The following is a 16,947-nucleotide window of genomic DNA, read 5'->3' as shown; positions in this document are numbered from 1 at the left end:
ATGATGAATAGGCTTTCGGAGACTATTTCCCGTCGAACGAAGGGGTCAAGGGCGATGTCGGCTGGAGAGACGGGGGGCGGAGCGCAGGTCAAGTCCGCGGTACGGACGGTCGAACTGCTGGAGTACTTCGCCGGACGCCCCGGCATGCACTCCCTCGCGGCGGTCCAGGAGGCCGTCGGCTACCCCAAGTCCAGCCTGTACATGTTGCTGCGCACCCTGGTGGAGCTCGGCTGGGTCGAGACGGACGCCACCGGCACGCGCTACGGCATCGGCGTGCGGGCCCTGCTCGTCGGCACCTCCTACATCGACGGCGACGAGGTCGTCGCGGTGGCGCGGCCGACCCTGGACCGGCTCTCGGACGACACCACGGAGACCATCCACCTCGCCCGTCTGGACGGCACGAACGTCGTCTACCTCGCCACCCGGCAGTCGCAGCACTATCTGCGCCCCTTCACCCGGGTCGGCCGCCGGCTGCCCGCCCACTCGACCTCGCTCGGCAAGGCGCTGCTGAGCACGTTCTCCGACGAGCAGGTGCGCAAGCTGCTGCCGGAGACGCTGCCCGCGCTCACCGAGCACACCATCACCGACCGGGAGCAGCTCATCGAGGAGCTGCACCAGGTCCGCGAGCAGGGGTACGCGGTCGACCGCGAGGAGAACACGCTGGGCCTGCGCTGCTTCGGCGTGGCCATCCCGTACCGCACCCCGGCCCGGGACGCGATCAGCTGCTCGGTCCCGGTGGCCCGGCTGACCCCGGCGCACGAGCAGACGGTGAAGGACGCCCTGTTCGACGCCCGCGACCGGCTGACCCTCGCCACCCGGAGGCTCTGACCCATGGACGTCGTACTGCGCGCGGTCCACGACAGCGATCTGCCCGTGTTCTTCCGGCAGTCGAACGATCCCGAGTCGCTGCTGATGGCCGCGTTCACCGCGGCCGACCCCGCCGACCGGGACGCGTTCGACGCGCACTGGGCGCGGATCCGCGCCACGGACGGCATCGTGAACCGGACCGTGCTCGCCGACGGGGACGTCGTCGGCCACGCGGCGGTGTACGGAGCGCCGGGCGAGCGCGAGGTGACGTACTGGATCGACCGCTACTACTGGGGGCGCGGCATCGCCACGGCCGCGCTGGCGGTGCTGCTGGCCGAGGTCGGCGAGCGTCCGCTGCGCGCCCGGGCGGCGGCGGACAACGCCGGTTCGCTGCGGGTGCTGGAGAAGTGCGGGTTCCGGGTCACCGGGCGGGAGCGGGGGTTCGCGAACGCGCGGGGCGAGGAGATCGACGAGGTCGTCCTGGTCCTGGAGGCCTGACCGGGGAGTACCCGGACCGCGTACGAGGCGTGGTTCCCGAGGACGCCCTGACCCCGTACATGAGTGCCGGATGAGAAAAGCACCGAAAGGGAACGATCCGGCCGGCTTCGCTCGTCTTGTGACCGTAATGAACAAGACGATCAGGCGGGCGTCCGTCTTCACACTGCTGCTGGTGCTGGCCCTGCTGGTCAGGGCGACCTGGGTGCAGTTCTACGAGGGCCGGGCGCTGGCAGACGACAAGGACAACCGGCGGAACGCGATCGCGCTGTACAGCGAGCCGCTCGGCGACATCGTCGTGGGCGGCGAGGCCGTCACCGGCTCGGCGCGCACGACGGGCGGCGACCTCAGATACAAGCGGACGTACACCGACGGCGAGCTGTACGCGGCCGTGACCGGCTACAGCTCGCAGGTCTACGGCGCCACCCAGCTGGAGGGCGTCTACCAGGACCTGCTGGACGGCACGGACACCCGACTGAACAACGTCCTGGACACGGTCACCGGCGGGCGCGCCGACCCCGGCGACGTGATCACGACCGTCGACCCGGGCGTGCAGAGGGCGGCCTACGAGGCCCTCGGCGACAAGAAGGGCGCCGCCGTCGCCGTCGACCCGGAGACCGGGAGGATCCTCGCGGTCGTCTCCACACCGTCGTACGACCCGGGCGCGCTGGCCACCGGCGACACCTCGGCGTGGCAGGAGCTCCAGAAGGACTCGGACAAGCCGCTGACCAACCGCGCGCTGCGCCAGCCGCTGCCGCCCGGCTCGACCTTCAAGCTGGTGGTCGCCGCGGCGGCCCTGGAGGAAGGGCTGTACTCCTCGGTCGACGAGAGGACCGTCAGCCCCGACCCGTACGAGCTGGAGCAGTCCGACCGCACGCTCACCAACGAGAACCCCTCGGCGCCCTGCGAGGACGCCTCGATCCGGACGGCCCTGCAGTACTCCTGCAACAACGTCTTCGGCAAGATGGCCGTCGACCTCGGGCAGGACAAGGTCCGGGCGATGGCGGAGAAGTTCGGTTTCAACGACACCGAGCAGGACGTGCCGGTGCGCGCGTACCCGAGCGTGTACCCGAAGGACATGGACGAGGCGCAGACCGCGCTGTCCGGCATCGGCCAGTTCGACGTCACCGCGACGCCGCTGCAGATCGCCATGGTGTCCGCGGCCATCGCCAACGGCGGTGAGCTGGTCTCGCCGCACATGGTCTCGCGTATCACCGACAGCGACGGCGACGTGCTGGAGGACTACGACGACAACGCCTCCACCGAGCGGATCGTCTCCTCCTCCACGGCCGAGCAGCTGCGGTCCGCCATGGAGACGGTCGTGGAGGAGGGCACGGGCACGAACGCGCGGGTGTCCGGGGCCACGGTCGGCGGCAAGACCGGCACCGCCCAGCGCGGCGAGAACAACTCCAAGGCGCCGTACGCCTGGTTCACGTCCTACGGGAAGTCGGACACGACCGGGAAGCAGGTCGCCGTGGCGGTCGTCGTGGAGCAGTCCGACGCGGCCCGCTCCGAGGTCAGCGGCAACGGACTGGCCGCGCCGGTCGCCAAGGCCGTGATGGAGGCCGCGCTGGACGACTGATCATCCGACACCGGCGCCCGGCGCTCGCTGCCGGAGGATGACTTCACCCTGACCGTCGGGGAGCACGGCGGATTCCTCGTCTGCGGCTGGACCCTGAAGCAGGGCCGTACCGTCCCGCCGGGCCGGTGGGTGTTCGCCGGGCAGCTCGGGTCCGCCGCGCGAAGTGCCCCCCGATCGGGGGCGTTTCCTCGTGCGCGGCTCACGCCCGGCTCAGCAGCGCTGCCACGGTGTCCAGTCGCCCAGACAGGCCTCCCGCGTCGCCGACCGGGCCTCCTCGTAGGTGAGCTGGGGACGCTCGGCGGGGTCGCCGACGCACGCGCCGGGCCCGGTGTTGCGGTACTCGGCGAAGCGCTGCCACGGGTAGGTGCTCGACATGTCGGCGTAGGGCACGGCGGCGTCGATGCCCGGGCCGAGCCAGGTCTCGCGCACGGTGAGCATCGGCCGGGCGGTGGGATCGGAGCCGGGCACCCAGGGGCGGGCCAGTTTGTAGTGGGCGTCGGACGCCTCGCTGGTGACCCGGCTGCGGACGACGAGGTAGCCGCACGGGTTGGCGACGGCGGTGGAGGGGGCGAGGACGAAGCCGTAGGGCGCGGCGGACAGGTCCGTCCGCTGCCGGTGGCGGCGGTGACGGCGGCCTGGACGGAGGTGAAGTCGCCGCGCCCGCGCGGGTCGACGTAGAGGGTGCCGGCGGTGAGGCGGGCGGCGGGTGAGCCGTGGCGGCCGAAGGGGCCGGACGGTGTGCGGGGTGTGGCGTGGGCGGGCAGGGGCGCGAGGGCGGCGGCGGTGCCCGCGGTGAGGAGGGCTCGCCGGGACAGGGGGTGGTGGGGCATGCGCGGGTGCTCCTTCACGGTGAGGGGCGTGAGGGGGTTCGGCCGGGGCGGGCGGGCCCGTTCGGGGCCGCGGTGCGGACCGCCCCGGCCGTTCCGGGAGGCGGGTCAGCGCAGGCGGCCGGCGCCCGCGCGGCAGGCGACGATGCCGGGCACGGCCCGTGCGGGGTCGACCCCGGTGCGCAGCACGGGCGTCCAGCCCGCGCCGGACCGGAGCGTCTCGGCGGGGAGGGCGGCGTTGTGGACGGCGGTCAGGTCCGTGGCACGGCCGTTGACGACATTGCCGCCGGCGGTGAGCGGCGCCTCGCTCCACTTCTTGAGGATCTTCGCGGGGCTGACCCCGGCGGGCAGGGTGAACGCGTTGTGCTCGGCGACGAGCTGGGACTCCTTGCCGATGCCGAAGCTGTAGGAGTACGAGGTGCCGGCGACGAAGTGGTTGTTGTAGGAGTCGACCTGGCCGAAGCGGACGCGGGGCGCGCGTTCGACGAGGTTCCTGAAGAGGTTGTGGTGGAAGGTGACCTTCAGGTGTCCGCGGTCGGAGGCGGTGGCCGCGGCACCGTCGCTGTTGCCGACGAGGATCGTCTTGTCGTGGTCGGCGAAGACGTTCCAGGAGGCGGTGATGTGGTCGGCGCCGCGGACGATGTCCAGTTCGCCGTCGTGCCGCTGGTAGAGCATCCCGAAGTGGGTGGGGGCGGCGCTGTCGGGGCTGTCGCCGTCGGTGAAGGTGTTGTGGTCGATCCACACGTGGGTGGAGTTGTGGACGACGGCGGTGTCGTACTCGGAGTTCCAGTTGCCCTTGTCGCCGTCGGTCGGGTCCCACTGCGGGAAGCAGTCGACGGGGCTCTCGAAGGTGATGTTGCGGACGATGACGTTGTCGACGTCCTTGATCTGGAGGCTGGCTCCGTGGATCGCCGCGTCGCGCCCCACCCCGATGAGGGTGGTGTTCGCGGGCACGTTCACCTTGATGGCCCGGTCCTGCCGGGCGGCCGAGGCGCGGCGCAGTCCCTCGGGGCTGTCGTCCGGTTCGCCGCTGAGGTCGGTGTCGAGGCCCCAGGTGCCGGGGTCGTACTTGGCCAGGTAGGCGTCGAAGTCGTAGCCGGGGACGGCGAAGGCGTCGCAGCCCTGCGCGACCGCGTCGATCGTCCCCACGACCCTGACGATCCTCGGCGCGCCGCTGCCGTCGGCGAGGGCGCTCCTCAGTTCGGCCCAGGTGCGCACGGTGTGGACGTGCCCGGCTTCGGCCGCGGCGCCTCCGGTGGTGCCGGTGCCGTACGACCCCCAGCCGTCGCCCGCCCCGAGGACCTCGCGCGCGAGGTCGCGCCGGGACTCGGGGCCGGCGGCGGCTCCCGTGGTGACGGACAGCACCAGGGCGGTGCAGCCCACCAGCACACCCATGACACGTGCATGACATCTTGAGGTGTTCACTTACGGCTCTCCTAACTCTCAGGGTCCGACGGCCAGGTCATCCATGAGGGGGGCGGCTTCGCGCGAGGGCACGGCCGCCCGGGGTGGTCAGGGGGCGGGGGCGGCTCCGCCGCGAGGGCACGGCCGCCCGGGGACGACGGCCCGCGCCCGGCGGTGTGCGGACCGCCCGGGCCCGCGCCCGGCGGCGTACGGACCGCACCCGGCGGAGTCCCGTCCGCACTCAGCCCTTCTGCTCGTTCCACTCGGCCTGCGCCTCGTTCAGCTGCTCGGCCAGCCCGTCCAGGAAGTCCTTGGCACTCATGGTCCCCAGCAGCACCTTCTGGAAGTTCGGTTCGTTGTCGGCCTTGGAGATGGTGTTCCAGTCGGGCAGGTAGTAGGGCAGCTGCACGATGGTGGTCGATCCGTCGGTCAGCGCGGCGGCGGCCAGCTTGGTCGGCTCGGCCTTGCCCACCCAGGTGTCCTGCGCGGCCTGCGTGTTCGCCGGGACCTGCCCCGCGGACTCGTTGAACTTGGAGTTCTCCGCGTGCGAGAGCGCGAACTCGATGAACTTCCAGGCGGCGTCCTTGTTCTTCGAGCTCTTGAACAGCCCCAGCCCGTCGACCGGGTTGGACACCTGGACCCGCTTGCCCGCGGCGCCGACCGGCTGCGGGATGCCGCGGAACTTCTCGGCGCCGAGGGCCTTCACATGGTCCTGGTAGGAGCCGAGGTTGTGGTTGAGCATGCCGATCGTGCCGGAGTCCCACTGCGCGACCATCTTGGTGAAGTCGTTGTTGAGGTCGGCCGCGGGCGTGACCTTCTTGAACAGCGCGGCGTACTTCTCCAGCGCGGCGACGTTCTTCGGGTCGTTGACCGTGGTCGTGTCGCCGTTCCAGAACGACGTGATCCCGGACTGCCCGTACATCGCGTCGAAGGCCTGGGCGATGGACCCGGCGCCGCCGCGGATGGTGTAGCCGAACGCGTTCTTCTCGGCGTCGGTCAGCTTCTCCGCGGCCTCGTAGAACTTCTCCCAGGTCGCCGGCTCGTCCAGGCCCGCCTTCCGGAACAGGTCGGTGCGGTAGTACAGCACGCCGTTGTTGGCGGAGGTCGGGATGGAGTACAGGGTGCCGTCCCCGCCTCCGGCCGCCTTCATCGACGCGACCATGTCGGCGTTGAGCATGCCCTTGAGGGCGGACCTGCCGAGGCGCTCGTCCAGTGGCTCCAGCGCGTTCTGCGCGGAGAACCCGGCGAGCATGGCCGCGCCGACCCCGCCGACGTCGGGCAGTCCGCCGCCCTGGATGGCGGTGTCGACCTTGGACTGGTACTCGGTGGAGGCGATGCCGACGTACTCGACGTCGATGTCCGGGTTGGCCTTCTCGAAGTCGGCGATGATCTCCTTCCAGACGTCGGTGCGGACACCGCCGTTGTTGTCCCAGAAGACGATCTTGCCGGTGCCGCTGCCCTCGGCGCCCTTGTCGCCGCCGGAGCCGCTGCCGTCGTCGCCGCACGCGGTCGTGGTCAGGGCGAGCGCGGATCCCAGGGCGACGGCCGCCAGGGCCCGCCTGCTTCTGCTGATGCTGAACTTCATCGTCGGCTCTCTTCGTGTGGTTCCGGTCGGGGATATGAAGTTGTGGGGGTCCGGGGACTTACGCGGGCGTGACCCGGAAGCGGGTGAACTCGGCCGTGCCCGCGGGGCCGGGTCCCCCGGGGGCCAGGGCGAACAGGCCCAGCAGGGCTCCGACCCAGCGCCAACCCGTGGCGGCGAAGACCTGCCCGCAGGGGCGCGGCCCGTCACCGACGTCGCAGGAGAAGCGGCAGCGCGCGCCGGGGGTGAGGTCGATCCGCAGCAGGGCCCGGCCGCCGGGGGCGGGCACCGGGTGGGCCGCGTCCCGCTCGGCCCCGGCGGTGCTCTCGGCGAACCGGTGCACGAGCCACGCCGTCCCGTCGGCCCGCCGTTCCAGCCCGATCCACGAAAAGGCGTCCCCGAGCACGGCGAGTCCGGCCCGCGCGCCCGTCTCCTCGCTCTCCAGGCGGAGTCCGGCCTCGACCGAGCACGGCATGCCCGGCAGCCGCTGGGTGAGCACGTTCGGCACCCGGCGCAGATCGTGCGCGTCGGCCGAACGGACACAGGCCAGGCGCAGGCCGTCCGCGGAGTGCTGCGGCGCCCAGCCGTCCTGGGGGTTGGCGGTCCACTGCCACTGGCTTCCGTACCGCCCGCCGGGGAAGTCGTCGTCGGTGGCGGGCGCGGCGGGCGGCTGCGGCGGCAGACGGGGCCGCCTGTGCACGGTGACCGGGGCGCCGTCGGCGCCGATCACCGGCCAGCCGTCCGCGTCCCAGCGCATCGGCTGGAGATGGACGACCCTGCCGTACGCGCCGCGCCGCTGGAAGTGGACGAACCAGTCCTCGCCGGCCGGGGTGCGCACCCAGCCGCCCTGGTGAGGGCCGTTGACCTCGGTGTCCTTCTGCTCCAGGACGACCCGCTCCTCGTACGGTCCGAAGAACCCGCGCGAGCGGAAGGCGCCCTGCCAGCCGGTCTCCACTCCCCCGGCCGGGGCGAGGATCCAGAACCAGCCGTCGTGCCGGTACAGCTTGGGCCCTTCGAGGGTGAACCAGCCGGGCAGGCGGTCGGCGTCCACGATCACCCGCCCCTCGTCGAGGAGCCCGGTGCCGTCGGGCCGCATCCGGTGCCCGGTGAGCCGGTTCTTGACGCCGGAGCGCGACTTCGCCCAGGCGTGCACCAGATAGGCCTCGCCGGTCTCCTCGTCCCACAGGGGGCAGGGGTCGATCAGCCCCCTGCCCGCCTTCACCAGCCGGGGTGTGCTCCAAGGGCCCCTGATCCGCGGGGCGTTGACCTGGAAGACGCCCTGGTCGGGGTCGCCCCAGAAGATCCAGTAGCGGTCGTCGTGGAAGCGCAGCGAGGGCGCCCAGACCCCGCGGTCGTGCCGCGGCCGGTCGAACTCCGCGGCGGGCTCCAGGCGTTGCAGGGCGTGGCCGACGAGCGTCCAGTCGACCAGGTCGCGGGAGTGCAGCAGGGGCAGCCCGGGAACGCGGCCGAAGCTGGAGGCGGTGAGATAGAAGTCGTCGCCGACGCGGCATACGTCCGGGTCGGACCAGTCGGCGTTCAGGACCGGGTTGGTGTACGTCACCGCGCGACCGCCTTCCGGACCAGCGCGGCGGCCTCGCCCCGGCCGAGCCGGCCGTCCGCGACGACGGTGACGACACGGCGCACGAGGGTGTCGCCGGGGGCGATGGGCGTGCGCGCGGTGTGCGCGAGCGAGGAGCCGACGCCGGGGTACTCGCCGGTGCGCACGAACCAGGGGTCGCGGCGGGTGGCGTCGGTGACGCCCGCGAACACGAGCGTCCAGGAACCGCCCACCAGGGCCAGCCAGTCGGCGGCCCGCCCGTGCGCCTGCGTCTCGCCCTCGGCGTCCGGGGTGAGCACCCGGGGCGGCTCGGCCTCCTTGCGGGCCCGCCAGAAGAAGCCGCCGTAGGCCGCGCCGGGACGCCCGTTGGTGGCGGGGCTGCCGAGGGTGAGCGGTGCGGAGGTGGTGTTGGTGAGGGCGAAGGTGAGGTCCAGAGCCCAGGCGGTGGCGCCGAGGCCGGTCGCGGCGACGGTCCGCCGCTCGTGCAGCAGCTCACCGCCCGCGGCCATCCAGCGCAGCTCCTGCACGAACCCGTCGGGGTCGCGCAGCGGGAAGGTGACGTGCCGCTGGGCGCCGTGGTTGTCCAGCTCGGTCGGGCCCCGGTCGCGCACGTAGGTGCGGCCGCCCCAGAAGTTGTGCCCCTCGACGTCGGGGACGGCGACACCGACGCCGAGGTGGTGGGGGTGGTCGGCGGGGCTCAGCTCGGTGACGGCCGTGCCGCCGAGGGTGGTGACGGGGTGCAGATAGGGGCGCGGGGAGAGCCGGTCGGGCAGTTCGGGCCGGGTGACGTAGCGGGCGACGGGGCGGCCCGCGACCCGCAGGACCGGGGTGTCGGTCATCGGGCGCTCACCTCCCGGGCCGCCCAGGGCGCGCCGAGTTCGGAGTACAGGGCGAGGGTGCCGGCGCTGGCCGCGACCAGGCCCTCCACGCCGGGTACGATCCGCCGCCGCTCCTCGGGCAGCTCCCGCCAGGCCCGTTCGGGCAGCGGGGCCGGGTCGGGGGCCCGCCGGATCGCCTCGACGACCTTCATGAAGCCGCCGGTGGCGTCCGGCGGGACGAGCAGGGCGGCCCCGCCGGCGAGGTGGTCGAGGAGGTTCTCCAGCAGGTCGGTGCGGCCGTGGTCGAACTCCTCGGGGCCGTGTCCGGCGCGCTGGAGCAGCACCCTGTCCTGCTTGTACCAGAAGGTGATCCGGCCGCGGCTGCCGTGCACCAGGACGTACGGTTCCTCGGGCCGCTCGGCGCACAGGGTCGCGGCGACCACGACCGGGAGGCCGTCCTCGGTGGTGACGCGGACGCAGGAGGTGTCGTCGGCCTCGATGTCGTGGGCGTGCCACAGCTCGGTCTCCACCGCGGCCACGGCCTGGGCGCGGTCTGCCCCGGCCAGGGCGAGGGCGGTGGCGACGGCGTGCGCGAGCGGGTTGGTGAGCGCCCCGTCGATCACGTCGGCCCCGTCCAGGCGCCGCCGTCCGGCCCAGGGCGCCCGGCGGAAGTAGTCCTTGTCGCGGGCCCAGGCGCCGCCGCCGCCGATCCCGCGGACCGTGCTGATCGCCCCGTCGGCGATCAGCTCGCGGATCGCGGGCACGGCGTGCGAGCCGAGGGACTGGAAGCCGGCCTGGCAGGCGACGCCCGCCGCCGCGACCCCGTCGGCCATCCGCCGGAACTCGGCGTACGACGGTGCGGGCGGCTTCTCCAGCAGCAGGTGGACGCCCCGGGCGGCGGCGGTCAGCGCGAGGCCGGTGTGCGTGGGGATGGGCGTGCAGACGACGGCGACGCGGGCGCCCGTGGCGTCCAGTAGCCTTCCGAAGTCGGCGGACTGAGCGGGTGGTTCGCTCCCGAACTCGTCCTCCGTCAGCGGCGTCAGCTCGCAGACGCCGACGAGCCGCACAAGCCCGAGCCTCTCGAGTCTGCGGATGTTCTCGACATGCCAGCGGCCATGGCCACGGGCGCCGGCGAGCACGACGGGCACGGCGTCCATCAGCCCTTCACCGCCCCGGCGCTGAACCCGGTGATGAGCCACTTCTGGATGAAGGCGAACACCAGCACCACCGGCACGGCCGCGACGATGCCACCCGCGGCCAGGGCCCCGAGGTCGACGCTGTCGGCGCTCATCAGGGTGTTGAGGCCGACGGGGATGGTCTGCTTCGCGGGGTCGTTGAGGAACATCAGGGCGAACAGGAAGTGGTTCCAGGAGTGCACGAAGGCGAAGGAGCCGACGGCGATCAGCCCGGGCCGCAGCAGCGGCAGCACGACGATCCGGAAGGCGGTGAAGCGGTTGCAGCCGTCGACCCAGGCCGCCTCCTCCAGCGAGTACGGCACGTTCTTGATGAAGTTGCTGAGGAGGATCATCGACAGCGGGAGCTGGAAGACCGTCTCGGCGACGACGACGCTGCCCAGCGAGTTGATCATGTTCAGTCCGGCGAAGATCTCGAACAGCGGCACCAGCAGCAGCGCGCCGGGCACGAACTGCGAGCACAGCAGGGCGAGCATGAAGCCGCGCTTGACCCGGAAGTCGAACCGGGCGAGGGCGTAGCCGCCGGCCAGGGCGACGACCGTCGTCATCACCAGGGTGGCGACGCCGACGAGCAGGCTGTTCTGGAAGTAGGTGCCGAAGCCGCGTTCGCTCCACACCTTCTCGAAGTGCTCGCCGGTCATCGGCCAGGGCACGAGCGAGGTCGAGCCGGTGGGGCGCAGCGCGAACAGCAGGATCCAGTAGAAGGGGACGAGGGTGAAGACGAGGTACACGGACAGCGGCAGATAGATCTGCCGGCGAGGGACCTGGTCCCAGGGGCGTTCCCGCCCGCCGGTCCGCTGCCGCGGGGCGTCTGGCACGCGCTCCGGCGCGGGGGCGCTCGGGGCGGCGGTGGCCTCCTTGACCGTCACTTGGACTCACCTCCGAACTTGCTCAGCCGCAGATAGACGATCGAGCAGAAGAGCAGGATCACGAACGCGACCGTGGTCAGCGCGGACGCGTAGCCGAAGTCGTGGGACTCGACGCTGGTGTTGGCGATGTACAGCGGCAGCGTCGTGGTCTCGCCGGCGGGCCCGCCGCCCGTCAGCGTGTAGAGCAGGTCGACGTTGTTGAACTCCCACACCGCGCGCAGCAGCGTGGACAGGACGATCGCGTCCTTCAGGTGCGGCAGCGTGATGTGCCAGAACTGCTGGAGCCGGCTCGCCCCGTCGACCTCGGCGGCCTCGTACAGGTCGCGGGAGACGGACTGGAGGTCGGCGAGGATGAGGATCGCGAAGAAGGGCACACCACGCCACAGATCGGCGACGACGGCGGCCGGGAAGACGGTGGAGGTGTCCGACAGCCAGCTGGTGCCGTACGACCCGATGCCTACGTCGGCGAGGTAACGGGTGATGCCGGTCTGGGAGTTGTAGAGCAGCACCCAGATCGCGGAGGTCAGCACGCCGGACACGGCCCAGGGCGAGAACACGAGCGCCCGGCCCAGCGCCCGGCCCGCGAAGGTCTGGTTGACGATCAGCGCCAGCGCGAGACCGAACAGCAGCTGCAGCCCGACCTCGACGGACACCCACTGGGCGCTGAAGGTCAGCGTGTCCCAGAACTGCGGGTCGTCGGTGAGGATCTGGACGAAGTTGCCGAAGCCGGCGTACCCGTTCCGCCAGGGCTTGGTGGGGTTGTAGTCCCGCAGGCTGTAGTAGAAGACGCTGACGACCGGGTAGGCGATGAAGCCCAGCATCAGCAGGGCCGCCGGGGCGATCAGCAGATACGGCAGCCTGCGCGGAGTGGCGGAGGTGCGGCGCCGCCTCGGTGGCGCGGGCGGTTTCGCCACGGCTGCGGCTTGGGCCATGACTGTTCTCCGTTCGATGGAAGCGCTTGCCGGTAGCCGTTCGAAATACCGGCCCACAAACAGGGCGGGAGTCAGCCGGCGTACGGGTCCTGAACCGTGCCGGGCCGGGCGAGGAACTCGAAGTCGCAGCCGGTGTCGGCCTGGGTGATCTGCTGCTCGTAGAGGAAGCCGTAGCCCCGCTCGTACCGCGCGGGCGGAGGCGTCCACCCGGCCCGCCGCCGCTCCAGCTCCTCGTCGGGCACGTCCAGACGCAGTGATCGCGCCTCGACGTCCAGCGTGATGAGATCGCCGCTGCGGACCAGCGCCAGCGGCCCGCCGACGTACGACTCCGGCGCGACATGCAGCACGCAGGTGCCGTAACTGGTGCCGCTCATCCGGGCGTCGGAGATCCGCACCATGTCCCGCACGCCCTGCTTGAGCAGATGCCCGGGGATCGGCAGCATCCCGTACTCCGGCATGCCCGGCCCGCCCCTGGGCCCGGCGTTGCGCAGCACGAGCACGCTGTCGGCGGTGATGCCGAGCTCCGGGTCGTCGATGGTGCGCTGCATGGTCCGGTAGTCGTCGAAGACCACGGCGGGTCCGGTGTGCTTGAGCAGGTGCGGCTCGGCGGCGATGTGCTTGATGACGGCGCCGTCCGGGCACAGGTTCCCGCGCAGCACGGCCACGCCGCCCTCACGCGCGACGGGGCGCTCGCGCGGCCGGATGACCTCGTCGTCGTGCACCCGCGCCCCGGCGATCTGCTCGCGCAGGGAGTCGCAGGACACGGTCGGCCGGTCCAGGTGCAGCAGATCCGGTATCCGCGACAGGAACCCGGGCAGCCCGCCGGCGAAGTGGAAGTCCTCCATCAGATACCGCTGTCCACCGGGCCGTACGTCGGCCAGCACCGGGACGGTCCGCGCGATCCGGTCGAAGTCGTCGAGGGTGAGCCGGACCCCGGCCCGTCCCGCCATGGCGATCAGATGGATCACCGCGTTGGTGGAGCCCCCGAGCCCCAGCACGGTGGTCACGGCGTCCTCGAAGGCCTCCCGGGTCAGCACCTCGGACAGCCGGCGGTCCCGGCGGACGAGCTCCACCACGGTCATCCCGGCCCTGGCGGCCATCCGGTCGTGTCCGGAGTCGACGGCGGGAATGCTGGACGCGCCGGGCACGGTCACCCCGAGCGCCTCGGCGGCGGCGGTGAGCGTGGAGGCCGTCCCCATGGTCATGCAGTGCCCCGGGGACCGGGCGAGTCCGCTCTCCAGCTCGCCCATCTCGCAGTCCCCGATGAGCCCGGCGCGCTTGTCGTCCCAGTACTTCCACATGTCGGTACCGGAGCCGAGCACCTCGCCGCGCCAGTGTCCGGGAAGCATGGGTCCGGCAGGCACGAACACGGCCGGCAGATCGACGGAGGCGGCCCCCATGAGCAGCGCGGGGGTGGACTTGTCGCAGCCGCCCATCAGCACGGCGCCGTCCACCGGGTAGGACCGCAGCAGCTCCTCGGTCTCCATGGCGAGCATGTTCCGGTAGAGCATCGGGGTCGGCTTCTGGAAGGTCTCGCTCAGCGTGGAGACGGGGAACTCCAGCGGGAAGCCCCCGGCCTGCCACACCCCCCGCTTCACGGCCTGCGCCCGGTCCCGCAGATGCACATGGCAGGGATTGATGTCCGACCACGTGTTGAGCACGGCGATCACCGGCTTGCCGAGATGCTCCTCGGGCAGATACCCGAGCTGCCGGGTCCGCGCCCGATGGCTGAACGCCCTGATCCCGTCGCCCCCGTACCACTGACGGCTCCTCAGCTCCCGGGTCATATCGGCCACCCGGCGACGATCGCCGCGACCTCGGCCCGCTCGCTCTCGGGCAGCGGCCGGCTCGGCGGCCGCACCTCACGACGGCACAGCCCGAGCGAGGCCAGGGCCTCCTTGACCACGGTGACGTTGTTGGCGGAGGCGTGGGCGGCACGCAGTTCCTCGAACCGCCGGATCTGCTCCCAGACCTTCATCGCGGCGGCGTAGTCGCCGGAGCGCAGGGCTTCGAGCATGTTCAGGGAGACGGCGGGCGCGACGTTCACCAGCCCGGAGGTGAAGCCGGCGGCCCCGGCCGAGAAGTACGAGGGCGCGTACGGCTCGGCGAGCCCGGCCACCCAGACGAAGCGTTCCAGCCCGGCGTCCCGCGCGAAGCCGGCGAAGCGGGCCGCGTCGGGAACGGCGTACTTGACGCCGATCACGTTCGGGCAGAGATCCGCGAGCTCGGCGAGCCGACCGCCCTCCAGCTGCGCGTTGCGGATGTACGGCACGACACCCAGCTCGGGCACGGCCTCGGCGATGGCCAGGTGGTAGTCGACCCAGCCGTTCTGCGAGACGTACGGATGCACGGGCTGGTGGACCATGACCATCGCGGCGCCCAGCTCCCGGGCGTGCCGGGCGGAGGCGACCGCGGTGGGCACGTCGTGCCCGACCCCCACCAGGACCACGGCCCCCTCGCCCGCCTCCTCCACCGTCAGCTCGGTGACGGACTGCCGCTCCTCGGGGGTGAGGGCGTAGAACTCGCCGGTGTTGCCGTTGGGGGTCAGGGTCCGCACGCCGCCGTCCAGGAGCCGGCGCAGCAGGGCCCGGTAGGTGTCCGGGTCGACCGTGCCGTCCTCGGCGAAGGGGGTCACCGGAATCGCCACCACGTCGGCCAGGGCCGCCCGTTGGGACTCGAACGTCGTCGTCATGCTTCCTCTCCCTGGTCACCGGCCGTGTCCGGGAAGGCCCGTCGCACGAACGACGCGATGTGGTCGTGCAGGGCACGCGCCGCCCCGTCGGCGTCGCCGCCGAGGGCGAGCCGCAGGATCTCCCGGTGCTCGCCGGCCTCCCGCTCCCACGAGGGGGACGAGGCCCAGGCGACGGCGGACACCAGCGCGGCCTGGTCGCGCACCTCGTCGAGCATCCGCCCGAGCAGCGGGTTGCCGCAGGGCAGGTACAGGGCCCGGTGGAACTCCCGGTTGGCGAGGGACCGTTCGGCGGTGTCGTCCGCGGCGTCGGCGCGCTCCAGGGCGTCCCGGGCCGCGTCCAGCGAGGCGTTCCGCCGCACCGTCCGCCGCAGGGCCTCGGGCTCCAGCAGCAGGCGTACGTCGTAGACCTCGCGCGCCATGTCCGCGTCCACCATGCGCACGGTGACGCCCTTGTACTGGCTCATCACGACCAGCCCGGTCCCGGCCAGCGTCTTCAGCGCCTCCCGCACGGGTGTCTTGGACACCCCGAACTGCGCGGCGAGTTCGGCCTCGACGAGGGCCTGGCCCGGGGTCAACCGGCCGGTCAGGATGCGGCGTTTGATCTCCTCCAGCACGAACTGCGTGCGGGACGGGATCGGCGTGGGCACAGAGGTCATGCGCGCCTCTCGGATCTGACGTATCGCGTCTCATATATGACGTACGAAGTACGACGCGATGAAACTAGGAGCGCCCACAGGTTTCGTCAATGCTTCCGACGAGAATTTAGAAAGCGCTTTCACACGGTCCGGGTCTCGCCCTCGCGGGCCGCGCCGGTGGGCCCGCCGAACACGACGGCGGCCCGCTCGACGGCCTCCTCACGGCTCAGCGTCGGCCCCACGTGGGTGATCAGCAGCTCCCGCGCACCCTTCGCACATGCACCGGCGTCCTCCGGCGTCAGATGCACCTGCCGTTCGCCCGCGTGAGCCTTGTCGATGTCGGCCTCGCAGAGGAACAGGTCGGCGCCGCGGGCCAGTTCGCGCAGCGCGGCGCAGGGTCCGCTGTCCCCCGAGTACGCCAGCACACTGCCCTGGCACTCGGCCCGCAGCCCGTAGGCCTCCCCGTCGTGCTCGACGGCCCTCGCCCTCAGGGTCAGGTTCCAGTGCCGCGCGAAGTGGCCGTCGTGCAGCGGCCTGAAGTCCAGGACCTCGTTCAGGAACGCGGCGTCCGTCCGCCCGAGGAAGGCCGCGATCCGCCGGTCGCAGCCCTCGGGGGCGTACACGGGGACCGGGCCGGCGGGCGTCATGCCGCCGAAGGCGTACGCGTAGGCCGCGGCCAGCAGGTCGGCGGTGTGGTCCGCGTGCAGGTGCGAGATCCAGATCGCCGTCAGCCGGGCCGGGTCCGTGTGCCTGCGCAACTCCGCGAACGTTCCGAACCCGGCGTCCACCCACACCTCCGCGCCGCCGCCGCGCAGCAGGTATCCGGAGCAGGGGCGGTCCGGGGCGGGGTGCGGGGAGGATGTGCCGAGGACGGTGAGGCTCAGGGGCATGCCCCGGAGCGTACGGTTCCCTCCGGGGTGTGGCGGCCGTGTTTAGCCCTGTTGGGCGACGGCCGGTCGTGTGCGGGGGCGGCGCGGCCGGGGCGGTTTCGCAGCGCTGCACCGCGAGCACCACAGGTGAGCTGCGCTCGGCGAGGCCCCCTTACCAGGCGCGGCGGCGGCGCGGCTGGGGCAGGACGGTTTCGCAGCCCGGCGCCGCAGGCGAGCTGCGCTCGGCGAGGCCCCCTTACCAGGCGCGGCGGCGGCGCGGCTGGGGCGAGGGGCGGTGCGCAGCTCGGCGTCAGCGAGGCGCCTCCCCCGGAGGGGGACGACCCCCAGCGCCCACCCGTGCCGCCCCTGGCGGCACGCATGCCCGCAGCGGCGGCAGGCGGTCGCGGGCTGCGCGGAGGGGGCACGGGCGGGGCGGAAGGCGCGTACGGCACGCGGCGGCCACAGACAGGACGGAAGACACGTACGGCACGCAGCAGCCACGGACGAGGACGCAAGACACGTACGACGCGCAGCAGCCACGCACGAGAACGGAAGACACGTACGACGCGCAGCAGCCACAGACGAGAACGGAAGACACGTACGACGCGCAGCAGCCACAGACGAGAACGGAAGACACGTACGACGCGCAGCAGCCACAGACGAGAACGGAAGACACGTACGACG

14 protein-coding genes and 1 pseudogene are annotated in these 16,947 nt (G+C 72.2%); 3 read left to right on the top strand and 12 right to left on the bottom strand.

Translation table 11 applies throughout. The features are described from left to right. Window positions 1–54 precede the first annotated feature (54 nt). The 3 genes from ACFYR0_RS30920 to ACFYR0_RS30910 all read left to right on the top strand — a co-directional run bounded on the left by ACFYR0_RS30920 (window position 55) and on the right by ACFYR0_RS30910 (window position 2,884). Window positions 55–828: an IclR family transcriptional regulator gene (locus tag ACFYR0_RS30920; protein WP_389335361.1), complete on the top strand. Its 774-nt coding sequence runs from the start codon at window positions 55–57 to the stop codon at window positions 826–828. A 3-nt stretch (window positions 829–831) separates the two neighbouring features. Further along, the gene (locus ACFYR0_RS30915; RefSeq protein ID WP_389335358.1) at window positions 832–1,305 is read left to right on the top strand and encodes a GNAT family N-acetyltransferase; all 474 of its coding nucleotides are present in this window, start codon (window positions 832–834) and stop codon (window positions 1,303–1,305) included. A 127-nt stretch (window positions 1,306–1,432) separates the two neighbouring features. Next, a complete protein-coding gene (locus tag ACFYR0_RS30910) occupies window positions 1,433–2,884 on the top strand; it encodes a peptidoglycan D,D-transpeptidase FtsI family protein (RefSeq protein ID WP_389335355.1) in 1,452 nt (483 codons plus the stop codon). Window positions 2,885–3,094: 210 nt separating this feature from the next. On the opposite strand, the pseudogene ACFYR0_RS30905 reads toward ACFYR0_RS30910, so the two are convergent. From ACFYR0_RS30905 to ACFYR0_RS30850, 12 genes and pseudogenes are all read right to left on the bottom strand, one after another. Further along, a pseudogene (locus tag ACFYR0_RS30905) lies at window positions 3,095–3,511 on the bottom strand (pectin esterase); the annotation flags it as partial. A gap of 308 nt (window positions 3,512–3,819) precedes the next feature. Then, on the bottom strand, window positions 3,820–5,106 hold the full coding sequence (locus tag ACFYR0_RS30900) for a polysaccharide lyase family 1 protein (RefSeq protein ID WP_389335352.1): 1,287 nt from the start codon (window positions 5,104–5,106) through the stop codon (window positions 3,820–3,822). A gap of 250 nt (window positions 5,107–5,356) precedes the next feature. Then, window positions 5,357–6,700: an ABC transporter substrate-binding protein gene (locus ACFYR0_RS30895; protein WP_389335349.1), complete on the bottom strand. Its 1,344-nt coding sequence runs from the start codon at window positions 6,698–6,700 to the stop codon at window positions 5,357–5,359. Window positions 6,701–6,758: 58 nt separating this feature from the next. Beyond that, window positions 6,759–8,258, bottom strand: a complete 1,500-nt coding sequence (locus ACFYR0_RS30890) for a family 43 glycosylhydrolase (protein WP_389335346.1) — start codon at window positions 8,256–8,258, stop codon at window positions 6,759–6,761. Then, window positions 8,255–9,094: a PmoA family protein gene (locus ACFYR0_RS30885; protein ID WP_389335343.1), complete on the bottom strand. Its 840-nt coding sequence runs from the start codon at window positions 9,092–9,094 to the stop codon at window positions 8,255–8,257. The genes ACFYR0_RS30890 and ACFYR0_RS30885 overlap by 4 nt, the downstream gene beginning before the upstream one ends. Next, a complete protein-coding gene (locus ACFYR0_RS30880; RefSeq protein ID WP_389335340.1) occupies window positions 9,091–10,230 on the bottom strand; it encodes a Gfo/Idh/MocA family protein in 1,140 nt (379 codons plus the stop codon). The genes ACFYR0_RS30885 and ACFYR0_RS30880 overlap by 4 nt, the downstream gene beginning before the upstream one ends. Then, the gene (locus ACFYR0_RS30875) at window positions 10,230–11,135 is read right to left on the bottom strand and encodes a carbohydrate ABC transporter permease (RefSeq protein ID WP_389335337.1); all 906 of its coding nucleotides are present in this window, start codon (window positions 11,133–11,135) and stop codon (window positions 10,230–10,232) included. Before ACFYR0_RS30875 ends, ACFYR0_RS30880 begins: the two co-directional genes overlap by 1 nt. Further along, window positions 11,132–12,067 carry a carbohydrate ABC transporter permease gene (locus ACFYR0_RS30870; protein WP_389335334.1) on the bottom strand — a complete coding sequence of 312 codons (936 nt, stop codon included), beginning with the start codon at window positions 12,065–12,067 and terminating at the stop codon, window positions 11,132–11,134. The genes ACFYR0_RS30875 and ACFYR0_RS30870 overlap by 4 nt, the downstream gene beginning before the upstream one ends. A gap of 71 nt (window positions 12,068–12,138) precedes the next feature. After that, window positions 12,139–13,854, bottom strand: coding sequence for an L-arabinonate dehydratase (araD, locus tag ACFYR0_RS30865; protein ID WP_389335607.1), 1,716 nt, complete (start codon window positions 13,852–13,854; stop codon window positions 12,139–12,141). Next, complete coding sequence (locus ACFYR0_RS30860; RefSeq protein WP_389335331.1) at window positions 13,851–14,759, bottom strand: dihydrodipicolinate synthase family protein; 909 nt, start codon at window positions 14,757–14,759, stop codon at window positions 13,851–13,853. Before ACFYR0_RS30860 ends, araD begins: the two co-directional genes overlap by 4 nt. Next, window positions 14,756–15,415: a GntR family transcriptional regulator gene (locus tag ACFYR0_RS30855; RefSeq protein ID WP_389335328.1), complete on the bottom strand. Its 660-nt coding sequence runs from the start codon at window positions 15,413–15,415 to the stop codon at window positions 14,756–14,758. Before ACFYR0_RS30855 ends, ACFYR0_RS30860 begins: the two co-directional genes overlap by 4 nt. 119 nt (window positions 15,416–15,534) lie before the next feature. After that, the gene (locus ACFYR0_RS30850) at window positions 15,535–16,284 is read right to left on the bottom strand and encodes an MBL fold metallo-hydrolase (RefSeq protein ID WP_389335325.1); all 750 of its coding nucleotides are present in this window, start codon (window positions 16,282–16,284) and stop codon (window positions 15,535–15,537) included. Window positions 16,285–16,947 lie beyond the last annotated feature (663 nt).

The organism is Streptomyces sp. NPDC005017 (genome assembly GCF_042873115.1).
GTDB lineage: Bacteria > Actinomycetota > Actinomycetes > Streptomycetales > Streptomycetaceae > Streptomyces.
The sequence above is the reverse complement of the archived record's forward strand: the minus strand, read 5'-3'. Positions and strand labels throughout refer to the sequence as shown.

Coding starts and splice junctions, on each gene's coding strand:
- ACFYR0_RS30920 (WP_389335361.1), top strand. CDS start 55: ATGTCGGCTGGAGAGACGGGGGGCGGAGCGCAGGTCAAGTCCGCGGTA.
- ACFYR0_RS30915 (WP_389335358.1), top strand. CDS start 832: ATGGACGTCGTACTGCGCGCGGTCCACGACAGCGATCTGCCCGTGTTC.
- ACFYR0_RS30910 (WP_389335355.1), top strand. CDS start 1,433: ATGAACAAGACGATCAGGCGGGCGTCCGTCTTCACACTGCTGCTGGTG.
- ACFYR0_RS30900 (WP_389335352.1), bottom strand. CDS start 5,106: ATGGGTGTGCTGGTGGGCTGCACCGCCCTGGTGCTGTCCGTCACCACG.
- ACFYR0_RS30895 (WP_389335349.1), bottom strand. CDS start 6,700: ATGAAGTTCAGCATCAGCAGAAGCAGGCGGGCCCTGGCGGCCGTCGCC.
- ACFYR0_RS30885 (WP_389335343.1), bottom strand. CDS start 9,094: ATGACCGACACCCCGGTCCTGCGGGTCGCGGGCCGCCCCGTCGCCCGC.
- ACFYR0_RS30880 (WP_389335340.1), bottom strand. CDS start 10,230: ATGGACGCCGTGCCCGTCGTGCTCGCCGGCGCCCGTGGCCATGGCCGC.
- ACFYR0_RS30870 (WP_389335334.1), bottom strand. CDS start 12,067: ATGGCCCAAGCCGCAGCCGTGGCGAAACCGCCCGCGCCACCGAGGCGG.
- araD (WP_389335607.1), bottom strand. CDS start 13,854: ATGACCCGGGAGCTGAGGAGCCGTCAGTGGTACGGGGGCGACGGGATC.
- ACFYR0_RS30860 (WP_389335331.1), bottom strand. CDS start 14,759: ATGACGACGACGTTCGAGTCCCAACGGGCGGCCCTGGCCGACGTGGTG.
- ACFYR0_RS30855 (WP_389335328.1), bottom strand. CDS start 15,415: ATGACCTCTGTGCCCACGCCGATCCCGTCCCGCACGCAGTTCGTGCTG.
- ACFYR0_RS30850 (WP_389335325.1), bottom strand. CDS start 16,284: ATGCCCCTGAGCCTCACCGTCCTCGGCACATCCTCCCCGCACCCCGCC.